Origin of the sequence: Kluyvera sichuanensis (assembly GCF_014218705.1) — a bacterium.
In the GTDB taxonomy this organism is placed as follows: domain Bacteria; phylum Pseudomonadota; class Gammaproteobacteria; order Enterobacterales; family Enterobacteriaceae; genus Kluyvera; species Kluyvera sichuanensis.
Map to the genome: position 1 here is coordinate 39,846 of NZ_JABBJF010000031.1, position 17,605 is coordinate 57,450.

The 17,605-nt window shown below is 54.7% G+C and carries 17 protein-coding genes, 2 tRNA genes and 1 rRNA gene; 2 read left to right on the plus strand and 18 right to left on the minus strand.

Translation table 11 applies throughout. The annotated features are described in order from the left end of the window. Positions 1-31: 31 nt before the first annotated feature. The 14 genes from HII27_RS22420 to ilvL form a co-directional block, all read right to left on the minus strand. A complete protein-coding gene (locus HII27_RS22420) occupies positions 32-298 on the minus strand; it encodes an HPr family phosphocarrier protein (RefSeq protein WP_035896560.1) in 267 nt (88 codons plus the stop codon). Between the two features lie 16 nt (positions 299-314). Then, complete coding sequence (locus HII27_RS22425; RefSeq protein ID WP_185669627.1) at positions 315-956, minus strand: dihydroxyacetone kinase family protein; 642 nt, start codon at positions 954-956, stop codon at positions 315-317. Between the two features lie 9 nt (positions 957-965). After that, the gene (locus tag HII27_RS22430) at positions 966-1,976 is read right to left on the minus strand and encodes a dihydroxyacetone kinase subunit DhaK (protein ID WP_185669628.1); all 1,011 of its coding nucleotides are present in this window, start codon (positions 1,974-1,976) and stop codon (positions 966-968) included. A gap of 45 nt (positions 1,977-2,021) precedes the next feature. Beyond that, positions 2,022-2,684: a class II aldolase/adducin family protein gene (locus tag HII27_RS22435; RefSeq protein WP_185669629.1), complete on the minus strand. Its 663-nt coding sequence runs from the start codon at positions 2,682-2,684 to the stop codon at positions 2,022-2,024. 103 nt (positions 2,685-2,787) lie between these two features. Then, positions 2,788-4,851, minus strand: coding sequence for a BglG family transcription antiterminator (locus tag HII27_RS22440; protein WP_185669630.1), 2,064 nt, complete (start codon positions 4,849-4,851; stop codon positions 2,788-2,790). A gap of 68 nt (positions 4,852-4,919) precedes the next feature. Beyond that, positions 4,920-6,323, minus strand: a complete 1,404-nt coding sequence (locus HII27_RS22445; protein WP_185669631.1) for a PTS galactitol transporter subunit IIC — start codon at positions 6,321-6,323, stop codon at positions 4,920-4,922. A 45-nt stretch (positions 6,324-6,368) separates the two neighbouring features. Continuing rightward, positions 6,369-6,647 (minus strand): PTS sugar transporter subunit IIB, encoded by a 279-nt coding sequence (locus tag HII27_RS22450; RefSeq protein ID WP_035896401.1) that lies wholly within the window; start codon positions 6,645-6,647, stop codon positions 6,369-6,371. Position 6,648: 1 nt separating this feature from the next. Beyond that, the gene (locus HII27_RS22455; protein ID WP_185669632.1) at positions 6,649-7,164 is read right to left on the minus strand and encodes a PTS sugar transporter subunit IIA; all 516 of its coding nucleotides are present in this window, start codon (positions 7,162-7,164) and stop codon (positions 6,649-6,651) included. Between the two features lie 247 nt (positions 7,165-7,411). After that, positions 7,412-8,956 (minus strand): threonine ammonia-lyase, biosynthetic, encoded by a 1,545-nt coding sequence (gene ilvA / locus HII27_RS22460; RefSeq protein WP_185669633.1) that lies wholly within the window; start codon positions 8,954-8,956, stop codon positions 7,412-7,414. A 2-nt stretch (positions 8,957-8,958) separates the two neighbouring features. After that, positions 8,959-10,809 carry a dihydroxy-acid dehydratase gene (gene ilvD / locus HII27_RS22465; protein ID WP_185669634.1) on the minus strand — a complete coding sequence of 617 codons (1,851 nt, stop codon included), beginning with the start codon at positions 10,807-10,809 and terminating at the stop codon, positions 8,959-8,961. Positions 10,810-10,874: 65 nt separating this feature from the next. Continuing rightward, positions 10,875-11,804: a branched-chain-amino-acid transaminase gene (gene ilvE / locus HII27_RS22470; RefSeq protein ID WP_035896405.1), complete on the minus strand. Its 930-nt coding sequence runs from the start codon at positions 11,802-11,804 to the stop codon at positions 10,875-10,877. A 17-nt stretch (positions 11,805-11,821) separates the two neighbouring features. Continuing rightward, positions 11,822-12,088 (minus strand): acetolactate synthase 2 small subunit, encoded by a 267-nt coding sequence (gene ilvM / locus HII27_RS22475; protein WP_040118523.1) that lies wholly within the window; start codon positions 12,086-12,088, stop codon positions 11,822-11,824. Continuing rightward, a complete protein-coding gene (gene ilvG / locus HII27_RS22480; protein WP_185669635.1) occupies positions 12,085-13,731 on the minus strand; it encodes an acetolactate synthase 2 catalytic subunit in 1,647 nt (548 codons plus the stop codon). Before ilvG ends, ilvM begins: the two co-directional genes overlap by 4 nt. A gap of 139 nt (positions 13,732-13,870) precedes the next feature. After that, positions 13,871-13,969, minus strand: a complete 99-nt coding sequence (ilvL, locus tag HII27_RS22485) for an ilv operon leader peptide (RefSeq protein WP_001311244.1) — start codon at positions 13,967-13,969, stop codon at positions 13,871-13,873. A gap of 353 nt (positions 13,970-14,322) precedes the next feature. Between ilvL and HII27_RS22490 the strand changes: the two genes are divergently transcribed. Further along, positions 14,323-15,843, plus strand: coding sequence for a YifB family Mg chelatase-like AAA ATPase (locus HII27_RS22490; RefSeq protein ID WP_185669636.1), 1,521 nt, complete (start codon positions 14,323-14,325; stop codon positions 15,841-15,843). 24 nt (positions 15,844-15,867) lie between these two features. Here HII27_RS22490 and HII27_RS22495 read toward each other — a convergent pair whose 3' ends face one another. Further along, positions 15,868-16,206, minus strand: a complete 339-nt coding sequence (locus tag HII27_RS22495; protein WP_035896409.1) for a DUF413 domain-containing protein — start codon at positions 16,204-16,206, stop codon at positions 15,868-15,870. A 118-nt stretch (positions 16,207-16,324) separates the two neighbouring features. On the opposite strand from HII27_RS22495, the gene hdfR reads away from it, so the two are divergent. Continuing rightward, positions 16,325-17,143 (plus strand): HTH-type transcriptional regulator HdfR, encoded by an 819-nt coding sequence (gene hdfR, locus HII27_RS22500; RefSeq protein WP_185669637.1) that lies wholly within the window; start codon positions 16,325-16,327, stop codon positions 17,141-17,143. A gap of 101 nt (positions 17,144-17,244) precedes the next feature. On the opposite strand, the gene HII27_RS22505 is transcribed toward hdfR, so the two are convergent. The 3 genes from HII27_RS22505 to rrf form a co-directional block, all read right to left on the minus strand. Then, positions 17,245-17,320 (minus strand) — tRNA-Trp (locus HII27_RS22505). 63 nt (positions 17,321-17,383) lie between these two features. Continuing rightward, a tRNA-Asp gene (locus HII27_RS22510) sits at positions 17,384-17,460 on the minus strand. 55 nt (positions 17,461-17,515) lie between these two features. Continuing rightward, positions 17,516-17,605: ribosomal RNA gene (gene rrf / locus HII27_RS22515) — 5S ribosomal RNA — on the minus strand; the annotation flags it as partial.

A 17,605-nucleotide genomic window follows, 5' to 3' on the forward strand; every position in this document is an offset into this window, starting at 1 on the left:
ACCGCCGCGGTAACGGCGGTTTTTGTTGAGGCTAATCGAAACCAAAGCCCTCCGCGAACAACACCTTCAGCTTCGCCATCGCCTCCTGCTCGTCGCTGCCGCTGCAGATGATCTCAAGCGATCCTCGTCCTTTGATCCCGGCCCCCAGAATGCTCATGATGCTTTTTCCCTTGATGGTTTTGCCATCGTAGATCATCTCGATCCGCGACTGATACTGCGCGCACGCCTTTGCCAGCACGCCCGCCGGGCGGGCATGAATACCGTGCAGGTTGCTGATTTTCACCACTTCTTTCAACATAATTGCGGTTCCTTACTTACTGTCCGTTAGCCGGGTACATCGCCTGAACGACGTTAAAATAGCCCTGAATCAGAAGCTGGGCGACCATCGCGCCCGGGTCGACGAACGCACGGGACCGTTCTCCGTGGATAGCCGCACGCCCGTGCTTCGCCACCATGGTGGTGGTCTGCTGCACGCCCTGCTGTGCCGCTAACAACGCTTCCCGCGCCACGTTCAGCGGTTCGCCCTGACCACGCAGCGCCACCAGCGCCGGTGCCATCCCATCAAGAAAGGTTTTTTCACCCGGCTGCGCTTTGCCGCGCTGCTGCACGCCATCAAACCAGGCCTGGAAAAAGTCGCCCGCATCCTGCAGCGTCATCGCTTCTCGTCCCTTAAAGACTTTTCCCGCCTGCATCAGGCCGGAAGCCATCAGCGTCCCCATCGTGGAGGGCACCGCCGAGGCCATCGCTTTACCCGCCAGATAAAAAAACCGTCCCAGATCGGGTTCGCCGCTGTGCTGTGCATAGTCCGACGCCGCGGTAAAACCGTCGCTCATGGTAAGGCCCAGATCGCCATCGCCCACCACGCTGTCCAGTTCAGTTAGCACCGTCTTGTTGCCCTGCATCACCCGCGCCCACTCGGCAAAGAGCGGGCGTAAGCTCTCGCTGTTTAACGTCATAGCGCCTCCTTAGGCGGGAAACTGCCGGAACATCGGCGTGTCGGCCTGCGCGTTCAACAGCGCCTTAAGCTCATCGTCTACCGGCATCAGGCTAATGGACATGCCGGTCATCTCCATCGCCGTGGCGAATTCCCCCACCCACACGCGGAAGACACGGATGTTGCTCTGCGCCAGAATCTGGTGCACATGGCGATACATCAAGTACAGCTCTTCCAGCGGCGTCGCACCGAGGCCGTTAATCAGCACCGCCACTTCATCGCCCTGCTGGCAGGGGGAGTCGGCAATCAACCAGGACATCATCTCTTCAGCAATATTTTCAGCACTCAGCTGCGGCCCGCGACGAATGCCGCTTTCGCCATGGATACCCATGCCGATTTCCATCTCGTTGTCGCCAATATGGAAACCCGGCTTACCGATACGCGGCACGATGCACGGCGACAGCGCCACCCCCAGCGTCCGCACACGATCACCGGCCTTCTGTGCGATACGCTGGACGGTGTCAAGGTCATCCATTCTGGCGGCCGATGCGCCAGCACATTTGTAGACGAAGAAAATCCCCGCCACACCGCGTCGCGTGGTGGCACCACCGCCCGGCACGGCACCGGCGGAATCATCGGCGGCAACGACCGTGCAGGTCCGGATGCCGTTCTCCATGTCAGCCATTTCCGCCGCCATGTCAAAATTGAAGATATCGCCGTTATAGTTGCCGTACAGGTAGAGCACGCCCGCACCGCTGTCTACCGCCTGCGTGACGGCCAGAATTTGCTCCGGTGACGGTGACTGGAACACATCGCCAATGGCGCAGCCGTCCAGCATGCCCTGCCCCACATAGCCGAGGAACAGCGGCAGGTGCCCGGAGCCGCCGCCGGTGACAATCCCTACCTTGCCGGGTACCGGGCGAGCCGTGGCAAGGCAGTGCAGATCCTCATTCACAAAGCGGAATTTATCGGGGTGCGCCAGATAGATGCCTTCCAGCACCTCCGGGATAAAGTCCTCCGCCTGATTCAGAAATTTTTTCATGCGTTCTCTCCATGAATATCCCGCCCGAACGGGCGGGCGCGTCAATTAACGGGCAAATTTGATCTGTGACGGGTAGGCCCAGCGCTGCAGCTCTTCCGGGGCGAAGGATTCAGGCTCCTTGCCGCCGTTAATCACCAGCGCGTGGTAGTAAATCTGCGCCATCTCCTCCAGGTACGCGGATTTCAGCACCGCTTCATACGGGTCTTTATCCACGCCGATTGCGCCATGTTTTTCCATCAGAATGGCATCGGCACGCTTGATAGGTTCGATCACGCTCTCGGAAAGCGCTGGCGTGCCGGGGCGGCCGTACGGCGCAACCGGGATCACCCCGTCTTTCAGGTTGAGAATGGCGCACTCGTACACCACCGCCGGAATAGGCTTATTCAGCACGGCAAAAGAGGTCGCGTAGAGGGAGTGCGTGTGGGAGATGGCGAACACGTCCGGGCGCGCTTTATAAATCTCGATATGCATCAGGCATTCGCTGGTTGGACGCAATCCCGCTTCGCTTTCAATCACATTGGCTTCAACGTCCATCACCACGATATCGCGCGGCGTTAAATGCATTTTGTCGATAGTGGTTGGGGTCACCAGAATAAGCCCGGTCTCTTTATCCCGTACGCTGGAATTACCCGCTTTATGTTTACAGAGCCCCCATTGCTGAGCGGTTCTGGCCATTTCAACGACGTGTTTTTTCTGAATGTCTAACATAATATTTATCCTGTATACGGTTGTAGGGGCGAGCGATGTCGCGACAATGATTGCCGGGAAATAACGTTGCAGCTTTTACGCTGCAACGGCGTTTAATTAATGATTACGAATGACGGACAAATTCATTTATCAGTGCATATTCATCCTGTGCGCGGCGAATAACATTGCCGCCATCATAGAATTCGAGAAACTCATTTAATTGCGCGAGCGCCTTAAGATGCTTTTGCGGATTATTCGTCGCCAGGACGATAATAATATCGGCCTGCATATAACCGGCGAAATCAATCTTTGAAGGCAGGCGTAATAGCGTCATCCCCGTTTCCAGCGCACCATCATCGACGCCCGCATGGGCGATAATCACGCCGTCGGCCAGCATGATATAGGGTTGCTCATCGGCGATTTTATTCAGCATAATTTGCAGGTAACGCGGTTCGATCACCCCATTTTCCAGCAGCGATGCAGAGGCCTCGGTAATCGCCTGCTGCCAGTCACCGGGCAGCGACGTGGCAAACTGAACGTGTTCACGCTGCAGCAAATCCGTCAGCGATGGCGTCGGCGGTTCAATGTTACCCGCTGCGCTCGCGGCGCTGTTCTCATCATAGATGTAACTGGCGAGCGCGCGCTGTAGCCCTTTGTGATCGATGATATTGCCAAAGCGCTCGAAGATAAGCAGCAGTTGCTCTATCTGAATGATGTTCGGGTCCACGCCCTGCAGCGCACCGATCACATGATTGCGGAACGCACTTTTGTGAATGCTGCTGATGGACGGATTGACCACAAATACCATCTTGCTGGTATTCAGATGCGTGGTCGAAAAGACCACGTCGTAGTGCCCGGTATAGCGCTCAAACTCGCGCCGTGACATCACTTCGGTAAAGTGTAGTTCCGGGAAAAGCACCTGCAGCGTCAGGAACAGATAGGTAGAGATCGTGGCGCTGTTTTCGCACACCACCACCGCCGTTTTCTGTAGCTTAATCTGATGGATTACCCCTTCGCGGGTCAGCCAACCGCCAAAAAGCACCGTCAAAAACGCCATCTCTTCATCGGGAATTTCGCAGTGCAGTACCGTCTCGAACGGCACCGCAGCGCGGCGAACCATCTCGTGCAGATGGCTGAACTCTTTCACCACCAGATCGTAAACGCTGCTGGTATTGGTCAGATGATAGCGAATACGGTAATAGGCTGGTTTCCAGTGCTGATAGATTTTTTCAATCAGCTCATTTTTCTCTTTGATGGTGACGCAGCTTATTTTTTCAAAGTTGTCGACTACCGCCACCACGCTTTCAAGCAGCAGCGTATCCAGGTGGAAATATTTATCGGCAATACTTTGAATATTTGAGCTTTGGATCAGTGCCGTCAGGAAAACCAGTTCATTTTCGCTATTGATATTGATTTTACTGATAACGCTCTGCATCAGGGTAAATTCTCTGCTGCCAATAATATCGGCGTAGCTGCTCGGAATATTAACCAGACCTTTTCCTGAATCAATACGGTGCAGGACAAAGCAGATAAAATAGATAAGCTCCTGAAGCTGGCGGTCGGTAAACTGAATTTTAAAACGTTTTTCAATTTCGCTAAAAACGTTGCCGACCTTTTCCAGATAGTCGCTCATCACGTTGTTGTAGTGGGCGAGGATATTTTTGGCGACCGGAATTTCCAGCACCCGACGTAAACAGTTCAGCAGCAGATAACGTTTTTCCAGCTCCTCACCCAGAATATGGTAGCCGTTGCCCCGGTCGTAGCTTATCTCCAGCCCGTGCTCGATAACCTCTGTACGCACCTTTTTCAGGTCGTTGATAATCGTATTCTGACTCACGCCCAGCGAAGAGGAGAGATGCAGCAATGACAGCCGTTCGCTACGGGTCAGCAGCATAAAGATAATCATCTGTCCGCGTTCTTCTTCAGAGTAGAGATAGCGGTGCTCGGTTTCAGAGGTCTGATTCTGACGAAAATGCTCAATCACATGGCGCGGGATATGCAGCTTCCCGGTTTTCAGGCGGTTGATCCGGTCAAAGTGGTTCGACTCCAGGTAGTCATTCACCTTTTTCAGCGTATAGCTCAGCTGTTTGCGCGTCAGGCAAAACTGCTCTTCAAGCTTCGTCCCCGTGATGCCGGGATCGTTCACAATGGCATCCAGCACTGCAACCACGCGTTTATCCATAGCCATGCCGACTCTCCTGCAATGAAAAGCCTGGCGGCGACGCCTGCCGCCAGACATGAACATGAAACCCAGAATTACGCCTGCTGAACCTTCTCCTGCTGTTCGGCTTCCTGCTGCGCCAGATTGCTTTCACGACGCAGTTCGCGGGAGTAGAAGAAGTAGCCACAGCCCCACCACACCGCGAAGATTAGCGGGATAAAGTTGCCTTCCAGGAATTTGAACAGGAAGGAGAAGGCATAGGTGAAGACCGGTGCATCAATCGAACTGTTCGAAATCAGTTGCCCTGCCGGGATGGTGATCGCTTTAGTGGCCAGACCGAGGTCGGTAATCATTGGCGCGAACTGCGTCCCCACGAACAGGAAGAACGGCACGCCAATAATGCTCAGGATAACCATGCGCAGCGTGTTACCGCGCGTCACCAGGTAGGCCGGAACAATCAACGCAATATTGATGATGCCGGCAAATGGCAGGATCTTATTTCCCGGCAGAATCAGCGCCCACAGCAGGGTGAACGGGATGGCAACGATAATGGCAAACCAGATCTCGCTCGCGCCGCCCATAAACGGCCAGTCGATACCCACGAACAGCTTACGCCCGGAGAATTTCTTGTTCATATAGTCGCTGATGGCCTCTGAGATCGGCGACAGCGCCTGCATAAAGAGCTTGGAAATCATCGGGAACAGCACCAGCGCCGTTGAGGCCTGCACCCCCAGCATCAGCGTTTTCGCAACGCTATAGCCCGCAATCACCCCAAACAGGATCCCCAGAATAAAACCGATGATGTGGTTTTCGGCAAAGACCCCGACTTTGGCACGCAGCGCGCTGGCATCCATCGGCTTATTGCAGACCGGAATTTTCCGCAGCAGCAGATCGAACGGGTAATAGATAGCACCAAAGAAGACCATACGGTGCGTACAGGTTACCCCTGGGATCCCCGTGAGCTTCTCAATACGATGCTGGTGAATATCCCCCGCGTTCAGTTCCATAATGATCTGGAAAGCGGCAACAAGGAACGCCAGTACCAGGCTCCAGACCGGGCCAAACAATGGGGTGGTGACGCTCACCACGATAAACGCGGTAAAGATTTTCCCCCACACGTTCCAAAGGTCGGCGTTGAAGGTATTGGTCTTGTTCAGCATCAACATCACAATGTTTACGCCAACCTGAAGCGGGAACATGGCGAACGCATAAGGCCAGGCCCAGGAGATATTCGCCATCGTCGTCCAGCCGCCGTCGACGATACTTAACTCAAGGCCGGTACGGTTCATCATGGTCTGCGCGGCAACGCCGATGGCATCAACCATAAAGCCAATCAGCATGCTCATCCCGACGAAGGCGACGCCCAGCGTGATGGCCGCCGAGGCCGCATCGCGGAATTTCATCCGCACCACCAGCCCGGCTAATAACATAATAAAAGGCACAAAAACCGGCGCGCCTAAATTCAGAATATAATTTATGACTACACCAAGAAAGTCCATAGCACTTCTCCACTAAAATAATTATACGGATTAAAGAGCTACACCTTATTTACAGGCATCAATGACCTTTTGTAATTCCTGCTCCATCCCCATGCCGGTCAAAAAAGCAATCCCGTTAATTACCGGGATAGGATATTGCTTATCAACTTTTGTGATGGCGATATAAGCCGCGCTATCTTTTATATGACTATCAAGCGATTTCAGGTCGATGACTTCAACTTTGATATGCGACTGCTGGCGTTCATTCAATAGGCGGGTCACTTTACTGGCAACCGTTTGTGAGGTAGCAACGCCGCTTCCACATGCAACAATGACTTTTTTCATCTTATAAATCCTTATCTAATTGCAGTCTTGATGTGAGGGTACAGAGAAAGTTTTCTACATCGTCTATTTCGCGTAGGGTCTGGACAACCTCTTCATCCGCAAGGCAGTCCATGAGCTTTTGCAGCGCGGTCAGGTGGCTACTATGGTCAACAAAACCAAGTAAAACAATAAAATGAACGTAAAGCGTGTTGTCATCATTGCCCATTTCCTGCCAGGCAATAGGCGTAGACAACCGCGTTACGGAGATAAAAGGGCGAATAACGTGCTGAGGGTCGGTATGAGGAAGCGCGATGGACACCGGCAGCGTTGGCAGCGCGGTAGGGTACGCTTTTTCACGGGCGATGATGGCGTCAAGAAAAGAGTCCCGGACATAGCCTTGCTCTTTCAGCAGCAAAAATATCGAAGAAAAAAAGTCCGTGGAATTATTATAATGTTTATCCAGAAATGTGAGCTGAGGCGTAAAATATTCACATCCTTGCGCACTTTCATTCGGGGCATCAATTATATCCGTTATCATCCGAATATCCTCTCTAACCGCTAAGAATTAACTAGAGACAATGTTAATTCAGGAGCAGCAAGCGAGCGACAAATATTGCCCCCAAAAGATGTGCGCAGGCTGGCGCAACGCGGTGAGCGTTTTATTATGAATTACGTCACATTTTTATCGTTGAGATTCGTTGGCAGCGAAATAATTTGGCGGGTTACGACAAATAAAAAGGAGATCGGGAGATAATCCACACAGATTATCTCCCGTTAAGCGGCACTTAGCCCGCAAGGAAGAAGCGGAACGCAGGGTTATTGGTCTCGTTATGACAATCGTAACCCAGTTCGTTGAGTCGGGTTTCAAAGTCCGGCTCGTTCTCGCCAAGCTCAAATGCAGCCAGTACGCGACCATAGTCAGTGCCGTGGCTGCGGTAGTGGAACAGAGAGATATTCCAGTGCGTGCCTAAGGTGTGCAGGAACTTCAGCAACGCGCCCGGAGATTCCGGGAACTCAAAGCTGTAAAGGCGTTCCTGTAGCGGCTTAGACGGACGACCACCGACCATATAGCGTACGTGCAGCTTCGCCATCTCATCATCGGAGAGATCCACCACGCTGTAGCCGCCCTCGTTGAGCAACTGCAGGATCTCTTTACGCTCTTCCAGACCCCGGCTCAGACGAACACCAACAAAAATGCAGGCATTTTTCGCATCGGCGAAACGGTAGTTGAACTCGGTAACCGAACGCCCGCCCAGCAGCTGACAGAACTTCAGGAAGCTGCCCTTCTCTTCTGGAATCGTCACCGCCAGCAGCGCTTCACGCTGTTCCCCCAGCTCGCAGCGTTCAGAAACATAGCGCAGGCCGTGGAAGTTAACGTTCGCACCGGACAGCACGTGCGCCAGGCGTTCGCCGCGAATGTTGTGCTGGGCGATGTATTTTTTCATGCCTGCCAGCGCCAGCGCCCCGGAAGGCTCCGCCACCGCACGCACATCTTCGAACAGGTCTTTCATCGCCGCGCAGATAGCATCGCTATCGACGGTGACGATATCGTCGAGATACTCCTGACACAGGCGGAAAGTTTCATCACCGATGCGCTTCACCGCCACGCCTTCAGCGAAGAGACCCACACGCGGCAGGTCAACCGGATGACCGGCATCCAGCGCCGCTTTCAGGCAGGCAGAATCTTCGGCTTCTACCGCAATGACCTTGATTTGCGGCATCAGTTGCTTAATCAGCACCGCCACGCCCGCCGCCAGACCACCACCGCCAACCGGCACAAACACGCGGTCGAGGTGAGCGTCTTGTTGCAACAATTCCAGCGCCAGCGTGCCCTGCCCGGCAATTACCATCGGGTGATCGAAAGGCGGAACCCAGGTGAAACCCTGCTGCTGCGCCAGCTCAATGGCTTTGGCTTTCGCTTCGTCAAAGTTCGCGCCGTGCAGCAGCACTTCGCCGCCAAAACCGCGTACGGCATCGACTTTGATGTCGGCGGTCGCAACCGGCATGACGATAAGCGATTTCAGGCCAAGCCGGGCAGATGAGAACGCCACGCCCTGCGCATGGTTGCCCGCGGATGCGGTGATCACGCCATGCGATTTCTGCTCGGCCGTCAGGCCCGCCATCATCGCGTAGGCCCCGCGCAGCTTAAAGCTGTGCACCGGTTGGCGGTCTTCGCGCTTCACCAGAATCACGTTATCGAGGCGCGAAGAGATCTTTTCCATTTTCTGCAGCGGCGTCACCTGCACCGCTTCATAGACCGGTGCGCGTAGCACCGCTCTGAGATACTCGGCCCCCTCAGGGGAGCCGGATAGGGGTTGTGAATCTGCCATGATTAGCCACCCAGTTTCGATTTATCACGTACGGCGCCTTTGTCGGCGCTGGTTGCCAGGCTAGCGTAAGCGCGAAGGGCGAAGGAAACCTGACGCTCACGATTTTTCGGCGTCCACGCCTGGTCGCCACGGGCTTCCTGCGCTTCACGACGTGCGGCGATTTCCGCGTCGCTCAGCTGCAGCTGAATACCACGGTTCGGGATATCGATAGCAATCATGTCGCCATCTTCGATGATCGCGATATTGCCGCCGCTTGCCGCTTCTGGAGAAACGTGGCCGATAGAGAGGCCAGAGGTACCGCCGGAGAAACGACCATCGGTGATCAGGGCGCAGGCTTTGCCGAGACCCATCGATTTCAGGAAGGTGGTTGGGTAGAGCATTTCCTGCATGCCCGGCCCGCCTTTCGGCCCTTCGTAGCGAATGACCACCACGTCGCCTGCGACAACTTTGCCGCCGAGGATGGCTTCTACCGCGTCATCCTGGCTTTCGTACACTTTTGCCGGGCCGGTGAATTTGAGGATGCTGTCATCCACGCCTGCGGTTTTTACGATACAGCCGTTTTCCGCAAAGTTACCGTACAGCACGGCCAGGCCGCCGTCTTTGCTGTAGGCGTGTTCCAGAGAACGGATACAGCCTTCGGCGCGGTCATCGTCCAGCGTATCCCAGCGACAATCCTGCGAGAACGCCTGTGTGGTACGGATACCGGCCGGGCCTGCACGGAACATTTTCTTGACCGCTTCGTCCTGGGTAAGAGTGATGTCGTACTGCTCCAGCGTCTGCGGCAGGGAGAGACCGAGAACGTTTTTCACGTCGCGGTTCAGCAGGCCTGCACGGTCCAGCTCACCGAGGATCCCCAGCACGCCGCCGGCGCGGTGCACATCTTCCATATGGTATTTCTGGGTACTTGGCGCCACTTTACACAGCTGCGGTACCTTGCGGGACAGCTTGTCGATATCACTCATGGTGAAGTCAATTTCGGCTTCCTGTGCCGCCGCCAGCAGGTGCAGAACGGTGTTGGTGGAGCCGCCCATGGCGATATCCAGCGTCATGGCGTTCTCAAACGCTTCTTTGCACGCGATGTTGCGCGGCAGCGCGGATACATCATCCTGCTCGTAGTAGCGTTTGGTCAGCTCAACGATGCGCTGGCCCGCAGTGAGGAACAGTGCTTTGCGGTCAGCGTGGGTAGCCAGCAGCGAGCCGTTACCCGGCTGAGACAGACCCAGTGCTTCAGTCAGGCAGTTCATCGAGTTGGCGGTGAACATGCCGGAACAGGAGCCGCAGGTTGGGCAGGCAGAACGTTCAACCTGTTCGCTTTGTGAGTCAGAGACTTTCGGGTCCGCGCCCTGAATCATCGCATCGACCAGGTCGAGCTTAATGATTTTGTCAGAGAGCTTGGTTTTTCCGGCTTCCATCGGGCCGCCGGAAACGAAGATAACCGGAATGTTCAGGCGCAGAGAGGCCATCAACATCCCCGGGGTGATTTTGTCGCAGTTGGAGATACAGACCATCGCATCGGCGCAGTGGGCGTTCACCATGTACTCAACGGAGTCAGCGATCAGCTCGCGGGACGGCAGTGAATAAAGCATGCCGCCATGGCCCATAGCGATACCATCATCCACCGCAATGGTATTGAACTCTTTAGCAACGCCGCCGGAGGCTTCGATCTGCTCAGCAACCAGTTTACCGAGGTCGCGCAGGTGAACGTGGCCCGGCACGAACTGGGTAAACGAGTTTACGACAGCAATAATCGGTTTACCGAAGTCATCATCGGTCATCCCGGTGGCGCGCCACAGTGCGCGGGCGCCCGCCATATTGCGGCCGTGAGTGGTGGTGGCGGAACGGTATTTAGGCATGCTTTAGTACTCCCAGTCTTTATCTTGTTAAATGGGGTGTTGCGTGACACCCCATCTTTTTATGCTTATGGATTAACCTGATCCAACCAACCCCATTTATCTTCGGTTTCACCGGTAAAGAGGCCAAAGAATGCTTGCTGAACGCGCTTGGTGACCGGGCCACAGCGACCTTCACCAACCTGGATGCCGTCAACGCTACGCACCGGCGTGATTTCAGCGGCGGTACCGGACATGAATACTTCATCTGCAAGGTACAGGGATTCGCGAGACAGCACCTGCTCGCGCACTTCAATACCGAGGTCTTTCGCCAGCTTGATGATGGCGTCACGGGTGATACCCGGCAGCGCGGACGAGGTGAACGGAGGGGTAAAGATCACACCATCTTTCACTTCAAACAGGTTTTCGCCCGCACCTTCAGACAGGTAGCCGTTCACGTCCAGAGCGATACCTTCCTGATAGCCGTGGCGGCGCGCTTCGCTGCCCACCAACAGTGAGGAAAGATAGTTACCGCCCGCTTTTGCCGCCGTTGGGATGGTGTTCGGTGCGGCACGGTTCCAGGAAGAGACCATGGCATCGATCCCCTGATCCAGCGCTTCTGCGCCCAGGTATGCTCCCCATGGGAACGCCGCGATGATCACGTCAGTGGTGTAGCCGTCCGGCGGGTTAACGCCCATGCCCACGTCGCCGACGAAGACCAGCGGACGAATATAGGCGCTGGTCAGGTTATTTTTGCGCAGCACTTCGCGGCAGGCTTCCATCAGCTCGTCAACGCTCTGAGAAACCGGGAAACGGTAGATTTTGGCGGAGTCACGCAGGCGCTGCATGTGCTCGCGGTGGCGGAATACAACTGGGCCTTTATGGGAGTCGTAGCAGCGGATGCCTTCAAATACGGAGGTACCGTAGTGCAGCGCGTGGGACATGACGTGTACTTTCGCATCTTCCCAACGCACCATCTCACCGTTGAACCAAATGTAATCCGCTTTTTTCGTCGTCATTTCTCTTCCTATTGCGCTCAGGCGCGAATCTGTTGTTGTGATGTGCTTGTACATTGCTGAACGGCAACCGAGGCCACGTCCACCAGTTTATTTAATTGACTAAACAGTAAGTCGACTGACCGTGGGCTGGCAACGGTCAGTTCAATATTTATGTTCTGTGCATCACTAGCCGTTTCCATATTCATCGAGCAAATCTGAAAGCCGCGATGGCGAACCACACGTAAGACGCGTTCTAAGGTTTCCGGGTTGAAGCGGGCCTGCACGTTGACCTGATGTTGCATCATGATAATTTCTCCAGCATTTGTGAGTTACTGGCGCCAGGTGGCACCAGTGGCCAGACATTCTCAAGTTCGTCGATTGAGACATGAAGCAGGTACGGGCCTTCGCTTGCGAGCATGGTGTCGAGTGCCGCTTCTACCTGGTCTTTACGGGTGATGTGTTGGCCAGGAATGCCGAAGGCGCTGGCCAGCGTGAGGAAATCGGGGTTATCGGTCAGGGTGGTTTCGCTATAACGTTCCTGGAAGAACAGCTGCTGCCATTGGCGAACCATCCCTAACCGCTGGTTATCGAGCAGTACGATCTTCAGCGGCAACTGCTTGCGTTTTACGGTGCCCAACTCTTGTACGTTCATCATGAAAGAGCCGTCACCGGAGATACAGATAACCGTATCGTTCGGGCGCGCGACCTGCGCACCAACGGCCGCCGGCAGACCGAAGCCCATCGTGCCTAAGCCGCTTGAGGTGATGAAGTTCTCCGGGCGGGTGTAGGTCATGTGTTGAGCGGACCACATCTGGTGCTGGCCAACGTCAGTCGTCACCACACTTTCCGCCGGTTTACGATCGGAGAGCTGCTTCAGCAGCAACGGCGCATAGATAGCCTCGCCCGGATGGTCGTAACGCCACTCATGCTCGGCGCGCATCGCCGCGTTATGTTCACACCAGGAGTCAATCGCCAGTGGCTGCTGCAGCGCGGGCAGCAGCGCATTCAGGTCGCCCTGCAGGGCAACATGCGCCTGGCGCAGTTTGTTCATTTCTGCCGGGTCGATATCCATATGGATAACTTTGGCATGCGGCGCGAAGGTGTTCAGCTTGCCGGTTACGCGGTCATCAAAGCGTGCGCCAACGGCGATCAGCAGATCACACTCTTGCACCGCCAGGTTCGCCGCTTTGGTACCGTGCATACCCAGCATACCGAGATAGTACGGATAATCCGCAGGCACGGCACCCAGGCCTTTCAGCGTGCAGGTCGCGGGCATGTTCGTGACCGCCATAAACTCACGCAGCGCGGGAACCGCCTGCGCCATCCCTACGCCGCCGCCGACGTACAGCATTGGCTTCTGCGATTCGGCCAGCATCTGCTGCGCCTGCGCCATTTCGCTATACGGGAAACTGTCGTCGCTTTCTACGGTGGAGAAGTACGGATCCAGATCGCCTTGTGCAATCTGAATATCTTTAGGGATATCAACCAGAACCGGGCCAGGACGACCTGAGTTTGCCACCTGGAAAGCTTCAGCGATTACACGCGGCAGCTCTTCCAGGGATTGCACCAGGAAACTGTGTTTGGTGCAGGCCAGCGACAAACCGAGGACGTCCACTTCCTGGAAGGCATCCGTACCGATAAACGGTGCGGCAACCTGGCCGGTGATGGCAACAACAGGAACGGAATCGAGCAGCGCGTCCGCCAGGCCAGTGATCAGGTTGGTTGCTCCTGGGCCTGAAGTGGCGATACAGACGCCGGTTTTACCGGTAGAGCGGGCATAGCCGATGGCCGCCATCGCCGCGCCCTGCTCGTGTCGACACAGCAGATGCTCTACACCGCCGTCATACAGAGCGTCGTAAACGGGCATAATGGCACCACCTGGATACCCAAATACCGTTTCGACTCCCTGCGCTCGCAACGCATGTACCACCCACTGTGCGCCATTCATAGTTAGTTCCCCGCCTTAGATCGTAAGAAACAGAATTTTGTGCTACTCGACATTCTCTGCTCCTCGTTATTGTTTTTTAGTCATAAAAAAACCCCCGGACCTTTCGGTGCGGGGGTCTTAGTTCGTTAAGGCTTGATTTCTAAGCCTTTCCTCGTCCAAGTGCAGCCCCGCACGGTGGGATAATAATCACCACCACGCTAATCACGACCAGGCTAATCACTCGTAGAAGGGCTGTCATTTTTGTCTATTCTTGCATCTTGTTCGAAGGAATACCTACAGAGTTACCACAGACATCACAAAAAGCACAAGTTTTTTTTATGACGCCATTGATTACCATGCTAAGGATTATTAGAAAAAGATTTGTTTTATATAGAAAAAATATGAAATGAAAATATTTCACCATCTGACGTCCGCCACCCACAAAAGCGGGTGTCACAGGGCGATTGCGTAAAAAAATGCGGGCGTGCTTCCGTGAAAAATGAAAATGCATGAAAAGTAGCAAAAATAGCAGGATAAGACGCGTAAATACGCGAAGTAACGGATTAATGCGACAATACGCCGATGCATAATGTCCTTCATCAGGGAGGAATTATGTCACTATCCGTCGTCTATACGCGCGCAGCGCTCGGCGTGAATGCGCCACTTATTACCATTGAAGTCCATATCAGTCAGGGGCTGCCGGGGCTGGTGATGGTGGGTCTGCCGGAAACGACCGTCAAAGAGTCCCGGGATCGGGTTCGCAGCGCAATCATCAACAGCGGTTATACCTTTCCGGCGAAAAAGATCACCATCAACCTGGCGCCCGCCGACCTGCCGAAAGAAGGCGGTCGATATGATTTACCTATCGCTATTGCGCTCCTGGCAGCCTCTGAGCAGCTTAGCACCCAGAAACTGGGTCAATATGAGTTCGTAGGGGAATTGGCGCTTACAGGCGCGTTACGCGGCATTCCTGGGGCTATCTCTGCGGCAATGGAGGCCATCAGCGCCGGACGGCAGATAGTGCTTTCCGAAGACGATGCCCCACTGGTTGGGCTGCTCGGCGGCAATGATTGCCTCATCGCCAGCCATCTTCTGGAGGTATGTGCGTTTCTGGAAGGGAAGCAGGAACTGCGGCTTCCACCAGTGGAGACGCCCGTCATTACCGAGACCGTTGACGACCTGAGCGAAGTCATCGGCCAGCAGCAGGGGAAGCGCGCGTTAGAGGTGACGGCTGCAGGCGGGCATAATTTATTGCTGATTGGTCCACCGGGAACCGGGAAAACCATGCTCGCCTCGAGACTCAGGGGGCTACTGCCGCCGCTTAACGATCGCGAGGCGCTGGAAAGTGCAGCTATCATCAGTCTGGAAAATAGTCGCCGCGTGCAGGCAGAGTGGCGCTGTCGGCCTTTCCGCGCACCACACCATAGCGCGTCTTTAACCGCGATGGTGGGCGGAGGATCAATACCTGCCCCTGGCGAGGTCTCGCTGGCCCATAACGGGATTCTGTTTCTGGATGAATTACCGGAGTTTGAACGCCGGGGGCTGGATGCATTACGGGAGCCTATCGAGTCGGGCAAGATCCATATTTCACGGACGCGCGCCAAAATCACCTACCCTGCTCGCTTCCAGCTTATTGCTGCCATGAATCCCAGCCCGACCGGGCACTATGAGGGAAAACACAATCGCTGCACGCCAGAACAGACGCTGCGCTACCTCAATCGCCTGTCGGGGCCTTTCCTCGACCGTTTCGATTTATCGCTTGAGATCCCCATGCCTCCGCCAGGATTGCTGAGCCAGCCCGTCCGCCATGAAGAGAGTAGCCTGGAGGTACAGCGTCGCGTGATTGCTGCCCATCAGCGCCAGTTTTCCCGGCAGGGAAAGCTTAATGCCCATCTCGGTAGCGGCGAAGCAAGGGTACATTGTGTTCTCTGCGATGAGGATTCACGCTGGCTGGAACAGACGCTCACGCAGCTGGGGCTTTCTATTCGGGCGTGGCAGCGGCTGCTTAAGGTTGCGCGTACGTTGGCCGACATGGAGGGCGTTGACGCCATTGAGCGTCGACATTTGCAGGAAGCGTTGAGCTACCGAGGAATTGACCGCATGCTCAGCCACCTGCAAACCTTACTGCAATAAAAAAGGGGCCGGAGCCCCTTTCTCTTAGTCGTCGCTTTCAGTGTAGTCGTCAGCGCCTTCCATCTGTGGTTTACCACCAGACAGCGTATGGAAACGCTTAGGACGCTTAATGCGAGTCACATACTTGTGCCATACGCGTTCAGCTTCTGAAGCCGGTTCACGCTCACCGCGACATACCGCGACGAACTGGTGTTCCTCATCGGTTGCAGGCTCACGCTTGCCAAGATCGAGTTCGTTAAAGGCAAAGCCATAACGCTCCAGCAGCTGCGCCTCTTTGATGGTGAAGTCACCATGACGAGAGAACCCGCGCGGATAATTTTTATTATCAAAAAAACGATTAGTCGTCGTAAAGCTTTCCGCCATCCTACACGCTCCTAATTCTTTGGCCGAGCTATTTATGGCGCGGAGTATTAGATACGCTTGACAGAGTGTAAAACAAAAGATTTAAATCATTACGACAAAAAATTTTGCGGAGAAAGCTGTGGATACCGAATTGCTGAAAACTTTCCTCGAAGTGAGCAGAACTCGCCACTTCGGGCGAGCCGCAGAAGCGCTCTATCTGACACAATCTGCGGTGAGCTTTCGCATTCGTCAGTTAGAGAATCAGCTTGGCGTAAATTTATTTACCCGTCACCGCAATAACATACGGCTGACGGCTGCGGGAGAAAAGCTGCTGCCTTACGCCGAGACGCTGATGAGTACATGGCAGGCCGCGCGTAAGGAGGTCGCCAGTACCTCACGACATAACGAGTTTTCGATTGGCGCCAGCGCTTCGCTGTGGGAGTGCATGCTCAATGAGTGGCTAGGAAGGCTCTACCAGGCAGATGATGCCCTGCAGTTTGAAGCGCGAATTGCACAGCGGCAGTCGCTGGTGAAGCAGCTGCATGAGCGCCAGCTCGATCTGCTGATCACTACCGAAACGCCGAAGATGGATGAATTTAGCAGCCAACTGCTGGGACATTTCACCCTTGAGCTGTTCTGTGCATCACCGGCCACCATCAAAGCCGATCTGAATTACCTTCGCCTTGAGTGGGGGGCAGATTTTCAGCAGCATGAAACCGGGCTTATCGCCAGTGATGACATTCCGTTATTAACCACCAGTTCGGCTAGCCTGGCCTATCGACAGCTGCTGCCGTTGAAAGGCTGTACCTGGTTGCCAACGTCATGGGCTCAGGAGCAAAACGGTATATATCCGGTTGCGGATGGTTCATCAATTTCGCGGCCTTTATACGCGATCTGGCTGCAAAATAGCGACAAACAGGCGCAAATTCGCGACATACTGAAAAACAACGTTTTTTAATAAGCAGGAAATAATGAGCGGCCCGGAGTGAACAGCGACGGGTCTTTAGAAAGGCAAATTTTGGGCAAAAAAAATCCTTTGCCTAAGCAAAGGATTATATATGGCAGGGGCGGAGAGACTCGAACTCGCGACACCCGGTTTTGGAGACCGGTGCTCTACCAACTGAGCTACGCCCCTAAAGACTTCTTAATTTTTCTTATCATTAAGCCTGCTAATGTAGCAGGCTTAATTTTAAATAAGTGGCGGAACGGACGGGACTCGAACCCGCGACCCCCTGCGTGACAGGCAGGTATTCTAACCGACTGAACTACCGCTCCACCGAATTTCTTTGTCACTACCCGGATTATTCATCCCGGTTTACTGCAATTTGATGCCTGGCAGTTCCCTACTCTCGCATGGGGAGACCCCACACTACCATCGGCGCTACGGCGTTTCACTTCTGAGTTCGGCATGGGGTCAGGT

Excerpts from the sequence above, each read along its gene's own strand:
- HII27_RS22420 (WP_035896560.1), bottom strand. The coding sequence starts at position 298 with ATGTTGAAAGAAGTGGTGAAAATCAGCAACCTGCACGGTATTCATGCC.
- HII27_RS22425 (WP_185669627.1), bottom strand. The coding sequence starts at position 956 with ATGACGTTAAACAGCGAGAGCTTACGCCCGCTCTTTGCCGAGTGGGCG.
- HII27_RS22430 (WP_185669628.1), bottom strand. The coding sequence starts at position 1,976 with ATGAAAAAATTTCTGAATCAGGCGGAGGACTTTATCCCGGAGGTGCTG.
- HII27_RS22435 (WP_185669629.1), bottom strand. The coding sequence starts at position 2,684 with ATGTTAGACATTCAGAAAAAACACGTCGTTGAAATGGCCAGAACCGCT.
- HII27_RS22440 (WP_185669630.1), bottom strand. The coding sequence starts at position 4,851 with ATGGCTATGGATAAACGCGTGGTTGCAGTGCTGGATGCCATTGTGAAC.
- HII27_RS22445 (WP_185669631.1), bottom strand. The coding sequence starts at position 6,323 with ATGGACTTTCTTGGTGTAGTCATAAATTATATTCTGAATTTAGGCGCG.
- HII27_RS22450 (WP_035896401.1), bottom strand. The coding sequence starts at position 6,647 with ATGAAAAAAGTCATTGTTGCATGTGGAAGCGGCGTTGCTACCTCACAA.
- HII27_RS22455 (WP_185669632.1), bottom strand. The coding sequence starts at position 7,164 with ATGATAACGGATATAATTGATGCCCCGAATGAAAGTGCGCAAGGATGT.
- ilvA (WP_185669633.1), bottom strand. The coding sequence starts at position 8,956 with ATGGCAGATTCACAACCCCTATCCGGCTCCCCTGAGGGGGCCGAGTAT.
- ilvD (WP_185669634.1), bottom strand. The coding sequence starts at position 10,809 with ATGCCTAAATACCGTTCCGCCACCACCACTCACGGCCGCAATATGGCG.
- ilvE (WP_035896405.1), bottom strand. The coding sequence starts at position 11,804 with ATGACGACGAAAAAAGCGGATTACATTTGGTTCAACGGTGAGATGGTG.
- ilvM (WP_040118523.1), bottom strand. The coding sequence starts at position 12,088 with ATGATGCAACATCAGGTCAACGTGCAGGCCCGCTTCAACCCGGAAACC.
- ilvG (WP_185669635.1), bottom strand. The coding sequence starts at position 13,731 with ATGAATGGCGCACAGTGGGTGGTACATGCGTTGCGAGCGCAGGGAGTC.
- ilvL (WP_001311244.1), bottom strand. The coding sequence starts at position 13,969 with ATGACAGCCCTTCTACGAGTGATTAGCCTGGTCGTGATTAGCGTGGTG.
- HII27_RS22490 (WP_185669636.1), top strand. The coding sequence starts at position 14,323 with ATGTCACTATCCGTCGTCTATACGCGCGCAGCGCTCGGCGTGAATGCG.
- HII27_RS22495 (WP_035896409.1), bottom strand. The coding sequence starts at position 16,206 with ATGGCGGAAAGCTTTACGACGACTAATCGTTTTTTTGATAATAAAAAT.